Below are 12,799 nucleotides of genomic sequence, written 5' to 3'. Positions count from 1 at the left end.
AAATTTGGTGTAAGTAAAAATGACTTCTAGGAAATATATGAATGTGAAAAAGATTACGTTTGCCTCTGGCGTTACGCTTCGCGTAATCGCAGCTAGCCTACTAGGTATCATGAGTGGCAGTCTTATCGGCTGTACAAATGGTTCTCCCGATGGCAATACGGCTACTAACCCTGAAACCAAACCGGCTACTAATACTAGTGCAGAAACTAAAATCGCTACTGGTAATGGAAAATTAAAATCAGTTGCCTTTACCGTTGGTGATTTAAGTAATCCCTTCTTCGTCCTTATGGGACAAGCAACTGAGGCAGAAGCGAAGAAAATAGGCGGTAAGGATGTCAATGTTACCGTAGTTTCCAGCGCCTATGACCTTAATCAACAAGCTAATCAAATTGAAAATTTCACTGCTTCTAATACTGACATCATTATCGTCAATGCTGCTGATAAAAGTGGCATTAAGCCAGCAATTGAAAAAGCAAAACAAGCAGGTAGAATTGTCATTGCAGTAGATACAGGTGCAGAAGGAGGTGTAGATGCCACTATTACGACTAATAATGTCCAAGCTGGAGAAGTTAGTTGCAAGTATATTGCTGACCGCCTCAAGGGTAAAGGCAATGTTGTCATAGTTAATGGCCCGCCTGTGGACTCGGTGATTCAGCGAGTTACTGGCTGCGAGAACGTATTGGCCAAATATCCCGATATCAAAATCCTCTCCAAAAACCAAAATGCAGAGGGTAGTCGGGATGGAGGACTCAGAGTTATGACTGATTTGTTGACAACCTTTCCAAAGATTGATGCAGTTTTTGCTATCAACGACCCAAGTGGAGTCGGCGCAGAACTAGCAGCGAACCAAGCACAACGTAAAGATTTCTTTATTGTCGGGGTTGATGGCGCACCAGAAGCAATAACTGCCATCAAAAATAAAGATGGTTTATATGCGGCAACTGCTACTCAAAATCCGCGAGGAATGGCCGAAAAAGCAGTTCAAGTTGGCAACGACATCTTAAATGGTAAAAAACCAAGTAATTCAACCATCCTAATACCAGTTAAGTTGATCACAAAAGATAATGTCAGCACAGAAAAAGGCTGGTAAGTAATAAAAATTGTGAATTTGCAGTTGAAAATTTATGTCTTTTGATGTGAATCATCTGCTGCATTTGTAAAGTTTTTGCACATACCTAGAATGTCTGGCGGTTTTCACTTAAATTAATACAAAACCTCACTTTAGTTCCTTGCTTTACCTTAATAGAAAGATAGGTTTAGAAAGAGGTTTAAACTCTGCTGCACCGCAATTGAGAACCGCTATGTATGTGCATCAGTGAAAAGTCTGAGTGCCTATTTTTAGTACTCAGACTTTCCCAGCAATCTCCGTGGAATAAGGTTAACAAGAAAGGGTGAAAATATCTCTTTAAAACTTCTAGTCAGCTTTTAAAACATGATTTTGCAATCAATCAAATATGAGTTTATTAATTGCTAATTCACCCTCGCAAACTTTAAATAGTTTTTACAGGAGATACTCATGACAACAACTATTGAAACTTCATTTTCTGATGCACCAGCTAGCACGCCAGTGTTAGAAATGCAAGGAATTACAAAAAGATTTCATGGTGTATCTGCGCTCCAAAATGTTAATCTCACGATTTATCCGGGAGAAGTTCATGCCCTCATGGGTGAAAATGGAGCAGGCAAAAGCACATTGATGAAAATCCTGGCTGGGGCTTACATTGCCGATGAAGGAGAAATTCGCATCAATGGTCAAACCTTGAAAATTACCGATCCGGCGACAGCACGCAAATCGGGTATTAATCTGATTTATCAAGAACTGAATGTTGCACCAAATTTAACCGTTACCGAAAATATGTTTATGGGTAGCGAGTTGCGGCGAGGTCAATTTTTAGACCGCAAAGCGATGCAACTGGAAGCAGAGGAAGTGTTGGAAAGCCTGGGAGCTAATTTTACCGCCCAGACTATAGTTGGTACCTTATCCATCGCCGAACAGCAGCAAGTGGAAATTGCCAGGGCGCTGAAAGATAAAAGCCGCGTTTTGGTGATGGATGAGCCAACAGCAGCCCTATCTGACCGCGAGAGCGACCATTTATTTGAGGTCATTCGCAAACTGCGGAGTGATGGCATTGCTATTATTTATATCAGCCATCGGATGGAAGAAATCTATGCGCTAGCTGACCGGATTAGTGTGTTGCGCGATGGTCAATATATTGGTAGTTTGACACGCAGTGAAATTTCTCCACAGCGATTGGTGCAGATGATGGTCGGTCGCTCCATGCAAGACTTTTACGAACATCAACGACAAATGAATCCTGGCCCAGTCGTGCTGTCAGTCAGAAATATGAGCGATGCGCGTCATAAGATTGAGCCGACTAGTTTTGAACTTCATGCTGGAGAAATTCTTGGTTTAGCGGGGCTAGTTGGTGCTGGACGCACAGAACTATCCCGGCTGATTTTTGGTGCAGACCGTAAGGCTAGTGGTGAAGTATTCTTGAACGGCCAAAAACTGGAAATTAATACGCCCAGTGATGCGATCGCCGCCGGAATTGGCTACGTCCCCGAAGACCGCAAAGACCAAGGTTTATTTCTGGAAATGAGCGCCCGCAAGAATATTGCCATCAACACACTCAAACAGGATGCCAGGGCTGGAATTGTTAACTGGGCTTCAGTGAATCGGCTATCAACAGATGCGGTAGAAAACTTTAATATCCGCCTAGCCAACTTGGAAATTAGAGCATTGGATCTTTCTGGTGGTAATCAGCAGAAGCTACTGCTAGCGCGTTGGTTAGCCATTAAGCCCAGAGTACTGATGTTAGATGAGCCGACACGCGGCGTAGATATCGGTGCTAAAAGTGAAATTTACCGAATCATGAGCGAATTAGCAGCACAAGGGGTTGCTATTTTAATGGTTTCCAGCGAACTATCAGAGATTGTCGGCATGAGCGATCGCGTCTTAGTGATGCGAGAAGGACAGCTGGTAGGCGAACTGGATGGCAGTCTTGGCAAAGAAATCACCCAAGAAAAGATTATGCACTACGCAACAGGAGCATCGGAGGTATTAGCATCATGAGTCAGACAGTCAGACCGCCTATCAATAAATCAGCCAACAATCCCGCAGCCCGCAACCGGAAATCAATCAGCACTCTCTTGGAAGTTGCGGGTATTCTGCCAATCTTAGTAATTATCTGCATCTTATTTGCATTCCTTTCTCCCAACTTCCTCACCGGTGGTAACATCGTCAATATCTTGCGTCAGGCATCAATTAATATTGTGCTGGCGACAGGAATGACCTTTGTAATTCTCACCGGAGGTATTGACCTTTCCGTTGGATCAATATTGGCTGTTTCTGCGGTAGTTGCATTGCTGGTATCGCTACTGCCGGCTTTAAGTTGGGCAGCCGTACCTGCGGCGTTGTTGGCAGGATTGCTTTTAGGTTTACTCAACGGTGCGCTGATTACCTTTTTGGATGTGCCACCTTTTATTGTCACCTTGGGTTCACTTACCGCCTTGCGGGGTGTGGGCTTCTTGATTGCCAAGGGGACAACGCTAATTAACCGTGACATAAATTTTGCTTGGGTGGGTAATAGTTATGTTGGCCCTCTGCCGTGGCTAGTAATCATTGCGCTACTGACTGTGATCGCTAGCTGGTTTGTCCTGCGGCAAACTGTTTTAGGAGTGCAGATATATGCAGTTGGTGGTAACGAACGGGCAGCGAGATTAACTGGGATTAAAGTTAATCGGGTGTTGCTATTCGTCTATGGTATTAGCGGATTACTGGCAGGCTTAGGAGGAATCATGAGCGCCAGCCGCCTTTATAGTGCCAGTGGCGTATTAGGTCAGGGTTATGAATTAGATGCGATCGCAGCTGTTATTTTAGGTGGAACCAGCTTTACAGGTGGTATTGGTACCATTGGCGGCACACTTCTAGGTGCATTGATTATTGCGATTCTCAATAACGGTTTAACCTTGTTGAACCTATCTTACTTCTGGCAACTAGTCGTCAAAGGACTAGTAATTATTTTGGCAGTAATGATCGATCGGTTACGCAGACGTTCTAGACGCTGAGAAAGAGGCAGAGGGGCAGGGTGCAGGGTGCAAGGGGGAGAATGAAGAATTACCTCTTCCCCCCTGCTCTCTGCTCCCTGTTCCCTTGCCCAATTCCCAATTCCCAATATATAAACTATGTCATCTACTACTATTCGTCGCAAATCCAACACCTTTTATGTGATTTTGATTGCTGGGGCTGCGGCCCTCGGCGGCTTTCTGTTCGGTTTTGATACTGCTGTAATCAACGGCGCGGTTTTATCTCTAGCAAAAGCTTTTAATACCAGTAGTTGGGTAACAGGGCTGGCAGTGTCCCTAGCGTTGCTGGGTTCTGCTGTTGGAGCCTTCTTTGCCGGACAGATTGCAGATCGTTATGGTCGAGTCAACGCAATGGTGGTTGCTTCGGCGTTGTTTACTATCAGTGCGATCGGCTCTGGGTTTGCCTTCACAATCTGGGATTTTATCTTTTGGCGAGTATTGGGTGGGATTGGCATCGGTGTTGCTAGCGTCATCGCGCCAGCTTACATTGCCGAATGTTCTCCCACCCATTTGCGAGGAAGGTTAGGATCTCTGCAACAATTAGCGATCGTAGTCGGAATTTTCGTCGCCTTATTGAGCGACTACTTTATCGCTACGTCAGCAGGTTCAGCAGACTCGCCGTTTTTGTTTGGGGTTGCAGCTTGGCGCTGGATGTTTTGGACAGCAGTCCCACCAGCAGTATTCTACGGGATGGTAGCTTTAACAATTCCTGAATCTCCCCGTTATTTGGTTGCCAAAGGACGAGAATCTGAAGCTGTTAACGTTCTGACCAAGATTTTAGGGGGCGATGTGCTACCAAAAATCGAAGAAATTCGCCAGACCGTGCTTCGCGAACGCCAACCCAGGTTTTCTGACCTCTTAAGCAGAAGTGGCGGACTCTTGCCCATTGTTTGGATAGGAATAGGCTTATCTGTATTACAGCAATTTGTTGGGATTAATGTAATCTTTTACTACAGCAGCGTTTTGTGGCGGGCTGTCGGATTTTCCGAAAAAGATTCCCTATCAATCACGGTGATTACAGGAGCCGTCAACATTATTACAACACTGATTGCGATCGCCTTCGTGGATCGATTTGGTCGCAAGCCCTTACTTATAGTAGGGTCGATTGGCATGACCTTGACCTTGGGGACGATGGCTTATCTTTTTGGTAATGCTCCCCTTGATGCTGCTGGAAACCCCAATCTTACCGGCAGCGCTGGGACTCTGGCTCTGATTGCAGCCAACCTCTACGTCTTTTGCTTCGGCTTCTCCTGGGGACCAGTGGTTTGGGTATTGTTGGGAGAAATGTTTAATAACAAAATTCGAGCCGCCGCACTTTCGATTGCTGCTGCCATACAATGGGTGGCGAATTTCGTGATTTCCACAACATTTCCTCCCATACTGCAATATTTCGGTCTAGGTTCTGCCTATGGACTCTATACAATTGCAGCAGCTACCTCATTCTTTTTCATTCTCTTTTTTATTAAAGAAACCAAAGGAATTGAGTTAGAACACATGTAATTGACATCGATCTAGTATTGCTACACATAATTCGTAATTTGTAGAGTCGGAGAGGTATTTTCTCTCCCCCCTACCTCCCCTGCTGTCTTCAGTGAGCCTACATCCCATAGCAAAATCTCAGATAACAATTAAATAAAAATTCTCGCTTCAGGCAATCACGAAAAAGATGGAAACTATCAATACGGCTCTTTGTTCATCTGGTTTATCCGGCATGGTATTTCATGCGCCGTTTATTGATTTGCATCCCGGATTTAAATTAACCGGTTCTTGGGAAAGAAGCAAAAAGCTGATACAGCAACATTATCCTGATGTAAAAAGCTATCCTTCTTTAGAAGCATTGTTAGCAGATGAGCAATTAATGTTGGTGGTCGTAAATACACCCACTTATACCCATTATGATTATGCTAAACAGGCATTGCTTGCAGATAAACATGTAGTGGTCGAAAAAGCATTTACTACAACAGTAGCAGAAGCGCAAAATCTCAAAGAATTGGCACAAAAACAGGGAAAGAAATTATCTGTATATCAAAACCGCAGGTGGGATAGTGATTTTAAAACAGTCAAAAAAATTGTTCAGGAAGGCTTATTAGGTGATATTATTGAAGCAGAATTTCAATTTCAAAGATATAAACCAACCCTCAGTCATAAACAACATGTAGAAGTTCCAAGTCCGGGGGCAGGAACATTAAATAATTTAGGGCCGCACTTAATAGACCAAGCTTTGCATTTATTTGGGATGCCTGATGCTATTTTTGCAGACATCCGCATCACAAGAGTGCGATCGCGGGTAGATGATTATTTTGAGTTGGTACTATACTACGACAAACTGCGCGTCAAATTAAAAGCAAGTTTCCTTGTGCGTGAACCTGCGCCAGCGTATATCATACATGGCACTCATGGTTCTTTTCTTAAAAGCAGAGCCGATAAACAAGAAGAGTATTTAGTCGCGGGGATGAAGCCTAATACACTTGATTGGTATACAGAGCCAGAAAGTGAATATGGCTTACTTCATACCGAAAAAGACACCAAAGTAATTCGGGAAAAAGTTAAAAGCTCACAGGGCAGTTATTTAGGTTATTACGATGCAGTGTACAAATCCATTGCTAATAATCAGCCAATTGCTGTTACTGCCGAAGACGGAATTAATGTAATGCGAATTATAGAAGCAGCTATTAAAAGCAGCAATGAGCAAAAAGTTATAGCGTTGCTTTAAGTGACCTAAAACTCAATACAGTTCAGAATGAGCAACAAAACACTTGTAGAGACGGCGATTTATCGCGTCTCGAAAACCCAAAATTGTTGCCAGTAGCCCTTAACCCAAGCGTATTGATCTAAAACCTTAGCTCAAAATATGTAGATTAGCTCGTAAGCTGAAAGCTTTGGTTCGAGTGTAATCTCTTTCGTTACCAAGTCAGAATTCAACCATTTTCAAATCACAAGTCGATGATCAAAACTCTTTTTTATAGTTCTTTTCTTCTATTTTTGGCAATTCCAGCAGTTTGGGCAGCACCTCCAGAAGATAACTCTAACGCAGCAGATACGAATAGAAATTTGCAGGGACAAGTCAATTCTGTTTCTCAGTTTTCTGATGTACAACCAACTGATTGGGCGTTTGGTGCATTGCAATCACTGGTTGAACGCTACGGCTGTATTGCAGGTTATCCCAATTCTACCTATCGCGGGAACCGTGCTTTAAGCCGTTACGAGTTTGCCGCAGGTTTAAATGCTTGTTTGGATAGGATTAATGAGTTAATTGCCACAGCTACTAGCGATTTAGTTAATAAACAAGATTTGGCAGTGCTGCAAAAGTTGCAGCAAGACTTTGCCACAGAACTGACAACTCTGCGTGGACGAGTAGATACCGTAGAGGCACATACAGCAACATTGGAGGCGCAGCAGTTTTCCACAACTACTAGGTTGAATGCTCAAATTATTACCGCCATTAGTGATACCTTTGGTAATAGAGTTGGTGGCGATGCCTCCGGCAACCCGCAGCGGGAACGCGATGAATCAAATCTCTACTTTGCAAACCGGGGTCGTCTCAACTTTGAGAGCAGTTTCACTGGCAAAGATTTATTGCGAGTTCGGCTAGAATTTGGCAACTTTGCGAATTCCAATGGTGCAAGCCAAATTGCCGCAGCTACAGGCACAGGTATGACACGCCTGAACTTTGATTATGACAGCAACGATACACTTCTTGTCCCCCACATCCGTTATTACTTCCCAGTCAGTGATTCCCTTAACTTCGTTGTTGGGCCTACAGGCATTGGTTACACGGATATTACAAACACCATCACTCCCGCCACAATCGCTGATGACGGCAATGGGGTTCCCTCATTATTTGGATCATATAGTCCCTTATTCCGGCGAGGTGGCGGCGGTGCAGCCGCTAACTGGAACATCACCAAAGACTTGGTTCTTACCTTGGGCTATTTAGCAAACAGTCCCAATGTGCCATCGGGGAGCAACGGCTTGTTTGATGGCGGCTACAATGCCCTAGCGCACTTAGCCTATTATGGTAAGCAAGGAGCGATCGGTGTTGCTTACTCTCATGGCTATACCCCTGCTGGAGTAATCGATCTCTCCGCTGGGACGGGTAGCGTGTTATCAAACGCTCCCTTTGGCAACAACATTGCTACTTCCAACGATATTGTAGGCACACAGGGATACTATCGCTTCTCCCCGAATTTCCAAGTCCACGCTTGGGGTGGATATATTTGGGCAAATGCCAAGAGTTCTGGTTTGAGTGATATTTCCAATGGTAGGGGTGGAACAGATTCTCTATTTGTGAACAATGGTGACAATGCCAATGTCTGGTTTGGGGCGATTGGTGTGTCGTTTCCCGATGTGGGTGGTAGAGGCAATCTGCCAGGAATTCTCTTTGGGATACCACCCCATGTCTCTAACAGTGATGTCCGTCAAGAACGAAACAACGCTTATCATATCGAAGCATTTTATCGTTACCGTTTGAACGACAACATTTCAGTTACTCCTGGTTTTTGGGTGATTCTCAACCCAGAAAACGATAGTAGAAATGATACCCAGTATGTAGGAGTGATTCGCACAACCTTCGATTTTTAACTCTAACAGCAGAAGTCCCACGCCTCAATAGACGGAGCGTGGGATGAATGCGCGTGAGTACTAGGGGCACGGCATTACCTATTGGTCTCAACTTAAGCTCAAATGTGTGTCTGACATACGTTTTACCCCACCTCTCAATCCCCTTCCCTTGACCTATCCATTACCTGGATCTTTCTCAACAAAACGTAAAAATATTTAAATAAAGGAATGGGTGTAGGGTTGCAATGACTCTGGTAATAATAACAAATTATCCAGACATTATATGAGGGAGGCGGTGTCTCAACGACGGGTATTCACAGTCTCCAACTGGGAATGAGGGAAATCCTCTACAGAGAAATCTCCTCACGCCCCCTGCCTCCTGTCTACTTCAATTAAGTTTTTCGTGAGCAGCCAAAATAATTTCTTCGGTTTCTTCCCAGCCAATACATTTGTCAGTTACAGAAACACCATATTTTAATTCTTCTTGTTTACCAGTAATTGGTTGGCCGCCTTCATACAAATGTGATTCCAACATCATGCCAACTATTGATGTATTCCCATCCACTATTTGCTGAACAATATTTTCTAACACAGCACCTTGTAATTTATAATCTTTATTGGTATTTCCGTGACTACAGTCGATAACAATTCTTGGTGGTAACTTTGCCTGTTTTAATTTCTCTTCTACAAGTTTGACATTTGCCGGATCAAAATTGGGTTGACTACCACCCCTTAAAATTACGTGACCGTAGCTATTACCTTTAGTTTGAAAGACACTGACCTGCCCATTTTGATTAATTCCCAGAAAGTTATGTGGATTTCCAGCCGATTCTAGGGCATTCAAAGCTACTTGAATATTGCCGTCAGTACCATTTTTAAACCCTACAGGCATCGAAAGCCCACTTGCCATTTCGCGGTGAGTTTGTGATTCGGTCGTGCGTGCCCCAATGGCAGACCATGTAATCAGTTCACTAATATATTGAGGTATAATTGGATCTAGTGCTTCTGTGCCAGCAGGTAATCCCAACTCTGTAATTTTTAATAATAGATCCCGCGCGATTAATAAACCATTCTCTACATGAAAAGAATCATCCATATCTGGATCGTTAATTAATCCTTTCCAGCCGACGGTTGTTCTTGGTTTTTCAAAGTAAACTCGCATAATTAATAGCAGTTTATCTTGAACTCGATCGGATAATATTTTCAACCTCTCGGAATATTCAAGCGCTGCTTTTGGGTCGTGAATTGAGCATGGGCCAACTACTATAAATTTTCGGCGATCTTGAAAATCCAGAATATCTTCTATTTCCTGCCTATATCCTAAAACTCTTTGTTCGGCTAATTGTGTTAAAGGTAATTTTGATTTAATTTCATTGGGAGTTAATAAAATGCGATCGTTCTCAATGTTAGCGTTATCGATATTGCTATTAAATAACTTGTTGTGCATGGGGATGCTCTGGCCATTTTATATACGCACTTCAACTCAAAAGTGTAACACAAACCTATGAATTTTTAAAACAGCTTATTTTTAACTTGACAAATTTGTAATTAGCCTGTAGGAAAATTAAAATAATAACTAAAAAAGGGGAAATATCTTTCCCCTTTTTATTTTGCTATTAAACTACTGACTCAGTGGTAGTGTATATCATTACTGCCATACAAACACTTTAGCTTCGTATGGGCCCAAGTCTATGATGATGCCATCATCACCAGCTTCGACATCATAATTACCTGTCCACTCGTGCCATGTACCAGCACTTGGAAAGTTAGGAACATGATAGCCAGCTAGGAAGTTTTCTGAGAAATTTGCTATGACGACTACACGAGAACCTTCATCATTCCAACGAGTATAAGCTAATACCTTCGCATCGGCATTTTCGTGGATAAAATCAAGATTTTCTGTGTAAAGAGCGTGATTACTTTTACGCAGGTTGGTTAGTCCTTTGTAGGATTCAAATAAACTCCGATTTAAATCATTCCCTAACAGTGTCCAATCAATTTTTGATGATTCGGGTTGTTTAGGTTTATACTCACCAAATTCCTCTCCCATCCAAATCAGAGGTACGCCCACAGCAGTCATTAGGATAGCTACTCCTAATTTAGCCCGTCTAAAGGCCTCTTCGTCAAAAATCTCACGGTTCCCCAACTCAACCATAATATGGTTATGGTCGTGGTTAGTGAGGTAATTGACTACATTAGTGGCACCCAAGAAACCTTGGCGTTTGCAGTCAATGACATCTTTTAGACGCTCTAGATCAAATGTATCACCGCAGATATGTTCTAGAATGCAGTGATAAAAACTATCATGCCAGCAACCATCCATTGGCCCATCGACATTGGTAATGCTGGTAGTTTCAGGAATGTGTTCAGCAACATTATAAAAAGGCTTCGCGCCAGCAGTTTTTTTGGCTTCCTGAACAATCCAGTGCATAAAATCGTAGTTAGCAATTTGCCGCGCCGCATCATAGCGAATACCATCAAGGTGATACTCCTCAATCCAAAAACGGATTGTCTCACCAATAAATTTCCAGGCTGGCTTAATATCTAATTTTTCATCATAATGTTCGTAATTAAATTCAGGTCCCCAGTTATTATCAGGGTCACGAGGTTCGTGATGATACCAATAATCGTGGTCAATTTGTGTTAAGGGTGCAGATGCTTCTGAGTGGTTATAAATTCCGTCGATAATTACACGAATACCTCTAGAGTGACACTCATCAATCAATTTTTTCAACTCAGCAGTCGAACCATAACTTGATTCTGTTGCGAAAAAGTGACGCGGGTTATAACCCCAGCTATAATCACCAGGATATTCTTTAAGTGGCATCAACTCAAGGGCGTTGATTCCTAGTTCACACAAATAATCTAACTTTTCAACGACGTGTTTATACTTACCTCGTGCATAAGGATCATCCTCGCCACCAGAAAAGTCACCGACGTGTAATTCATAAATTACTAATTCGTGGTCAGCAGGTAAAGGCTTATCATCATGTTGCCAAACATAAGTATCGGTAATTCTTTCGCCATCTTTGACATGGATAACACCATCATCTTTTCCACTCAGTTCATCTATATCAGTTGCACAGGGATCTGTGACATCAACCCATTGTTCTGGTTCAAAAAACCATGAATTTGACTGAACGCGGAATTTATATTTATAAACGCCATCTTCTAGCTCAACACTTGTGCGGAAATAACCATCATCACCTCTTTTCATTGGAATTTCTTGCCAATCAGAAAAAGAACCAATTAATGCAGCACCTTTGTTGTAAGGTGCAAATAAATTAAATTCAATTGGCTTTGCCATAGAAGTGTTTGTAATATCAAGAGTTTATAGAAATATTTTCTGACGATCAATTGACTTTGCAAATCGCTCTAGAGAAATAATTAGATCGCGAGCGCTTCTATCTTCAGGAATAATTTATAACTGTATTTTTTTTGAATCTTGGCTGGTTATAAAACTTATTAATTGACTAAATATATAGATTTATTATATTGCAAACTTTGCTTATAAAACTAATCTTTTAAAAGTATATATATAATAGGACTCATATTTGATTTTTGACAAAACTCAGTACATATCTAATACTATTCTGTTAAGGAAAGAGACGCGATGAATCGCCATCTCTACAATAATCAGTCTTTCGTATTGACGGCGATTTATCGAGTCTTTACAATCCATAATTTTCAACAAAAAACCTTAACCAAACCGTATTGAGTATATATTCTCTTCTTCCCTGTTCCCTCCCTACGCAATTTTGCCGTTAGTTTGTTGGAGATAACTTAATAACCAATTTGCTGCTGTGGCTCTGCGAGTTTGCCGAGGCCCAAATTCACCAACTTTGTAACCTTTGAAACCCAAATTTTGTTTGAGCATTTGTTTGTTTTCAGTAGGAATGGAACGAGTTAACTTGACTGTTGCAGGACGAGATTCAATGAAATTTGGTGGTTCTGGGTACTCATTTTGCCATTCGGGTGCAACTTGGCTAGTATCCCATTGTGCAGTTGAGGAGTCATAGCGATAGCCTAAATAATGCCATAGCAACTGATTAACTGTGGCATCATCAAGTTTTTCGTCAATAATTGACCAAATTGTTTCTGTATTAAGTGGTGGTAGGTTAGACATAAGTAATTCAAAATTACAAGTTAAAAA

9 protein-coding genes are annotated in these 12,799 nt (G+C 42.2%); 6 read left to right on the top strand and 3 right to left on the bottom strand.

Translation table 11 applies throughout. The annotated features are described in order from the left end of the window. Positions 1 to 37: 37 nt before the first annotated feature. The 6 genes from FD723_RS00785 to FD723_RS00760 all read left to right on the top strand — a co-directional run bounded on the left by FD723_RS00785 (position 38) and on the right by FD723_RS00760 (position 8,667). Positions 38 to 1,090 carry an ABC transporter substrate-binding protein gene (locus FD723_RS00785; RefSeq protein WP_179068975.1) on the top strand — a complete coding sequence of 351 codons (1,053 nt, stop codon included), beginning with the start codon at positions 38 to 40 and terminating at the stop codon, positions 1,088 to 1,090. Positions 1,091 to 1,516: 426 nt separating this feature from the next. After that, on the top strand, positions 1,517 to 3,073 hold the full coding sequence (locus FD723_RS00780; protein WP_179063655.1) for a sugar ABC transporter ATP-binding protein: 1,557 nt from the start codon (positions 1,517 to 1,519) through the stop codon (positions 3,071 to 3,073). After that, the gene (locus FD723_RS00775) at positions 3,070 to 4,068 is read left to right on the top strand and encodes a ribose ABC transporter permease (protein ID WP_179063654.1); all 999 of its coding nucleotides are present in this window, start codon (positions 3,070 to 3,072) and stop codon (positions 4,066 to 4,068) included. Before FD723_RS00780 ends, FD723_RS00775 begins: the two co-directional genes overlap by 4 nt. 117 nt (positions 4,069 to 4,185) lie before the next feature. Beyond that, positions 4,186 to 5,586 (top strand): sugar porter family MFS transporter, encoded by a 1,401-nt coding sequence (locus tag FD723_RS00770; RefSeq protein ID WP_179063653.1) that lies wholly within the window; start codon positions 4,186 to 4,188, stop codon positions 5,584 to 5,586. 166 nt (positions 5,587 to 5,752) lie between these two features. Next, entirely contained in the window at positions 5,753 to 6,799 is a 1,047-nt protein-coding gene (locus tag FD723_RS00765) for a Gfo/Idh/MocA family oxidoreductase (protein WP_179063652.1), read from the top strand. A gap of 230 nt (positions 6,800 to 7,029) precedes the next feature. Then, a complete protein-coding gene (locus tag FD723_RS00760; RefSeq protein ID WP_179063651.1) occupies positions 7,030 to 8,667 on the top strand; it encodes an iron uptake porin in 1,638 nt (545 codons plus the stop codon). Positions 8,668 to 9,034: 367 nt separating this feature from the next. On the opposite strand, the gene FD723_RS00755 is transcribed toward FD723_RS00760, so the two are convergent. The 3 genes from FD723_RS00755 to FD723_RS00745 all read right to left on the bottom strand — a co-directional run bounded on the left by FD723_RS00755 (position 9,035) and on the right by FD723_RS00745 (position 12,772). Beyond that, positions 9,035 to 10,093 carry a 3-deoxy-7-phosphoheptulonate synthase gene (locus tag FD723_RS00755; RefSeq protein WP_179063650.1) on the bottom strand — a complete coding sequence of 353 codons (1,059 nt, stop codon included), beginning with the start codon at positions 10,091 to 10,093 and terminating at the stop codon, positions 9,035 to 9,037. 201 nt (positions 10,094 to 10,294) lie between these two features. Beyond that, a complete protein-coding gene (locus FD723_RS00750) occupies positions 10,295 to 11,953 on the bottom strand; it encodes an alpha-amylase family glycosyl hydrolase (RefSeq protein WP_179063649.1) in 1,659 nt (552 codons plus the stop codon). A 441-nt stretch (positions 11,954 to 12,394) separates the two neighbouring features. Continuing rightward, complete coding sequence (locus FD723_RS00745; protein WP_179063648.1) at positions 12,395 to 12,772, bottom strand: DUF1823 family protein; 378 nt, start codon at positions 12,770 to 12,772, stop codon at positions 12,395 to 12,397. Between the last annotated feature and the right edge of the window lie 27 nt (positions 12,773 to 12,799).

The sequence above is a fragment of the Nostoc sp. C052 genome, assembly GCF_013393905.1.
Classification (GTDB): Bacteria; Cyanobacteriota; Cyanobacteriia; order Cyanobacteriales; family Nostocaceae; genus Nostoc.
Note: the sequence above shows the minus strand (reverse complement) of the source record. Positions and strands in the feature narration are given on the sequence as shown.

What these genes read in the sequence shown, in the direction of transcription:
- FD723_RS00770 (WP_179063653.1), top strand. Translation starts at nt 4,186, where the DNA reads ATGTCATCTACTACTATTCGTCGCAAATCCAACACCTTTTATGTGATT.
- FD723_RS00760 (WP_179063651.1), top strand. Translation starts at nt 7,030, where the DNA reads ATGATCAAAACTCTTTTTTATAGTTCTTTTCTTCTATTTTTGGCAATT.
- FD723_RS00765 (WP_179063652.1), top strand. Translation starts at nt 5,753, where the DNA reads ATGGAAACTATCAATACGGCTCTTTGTTCATCTGGTTTATCCGGCATG.
- FD723_RS00775 (WP_179063654.1), top strand. Translation starts at nt 3,070, where the DNA reads ATGAGTCAGACAGTCAGACCGCCTATCAATAAATCAGCCAACAATCCC.
- FD723_RS00750 (WP_179063649.1), bottom strand. Translation starts at nt 11,953, where the DNA reads ATGGCAAAGCCAATTGAATTTAATTTATTTGCACCTTACAACAAAGGT.
- FD723_RS00755 (WP_179063650.1), bottom strand. Translation starts at nt 10,093, where the DNA reads ATGCACAACAAGTTATTTAATAGCAATATCGATAACGCTAACATTGAG.
- FD723_RS00745 (WP_179063648.1), bottom strand. Translation starts at nt 12,772, where the DNA reads ATGTCTAACCTACCACCACTTAATACAGAAACAATTTGGTCAATTATT.
- FD723_RS00780 (WP_179063655.1), top strand. Translation starts at nt 1,517, where the DNA reads ATGACAACAACTATTGAAACTTCATTTTCTGATGCACCAGCTAGCACG.
- FD723_RS00785 (WP_179068975.1), top strand. Translation starts at nt 38, where the DNA reads ATGAATGTGAAAAAGATTACGTTTGCCTCTGGCGTTACGCTTCGCGTA.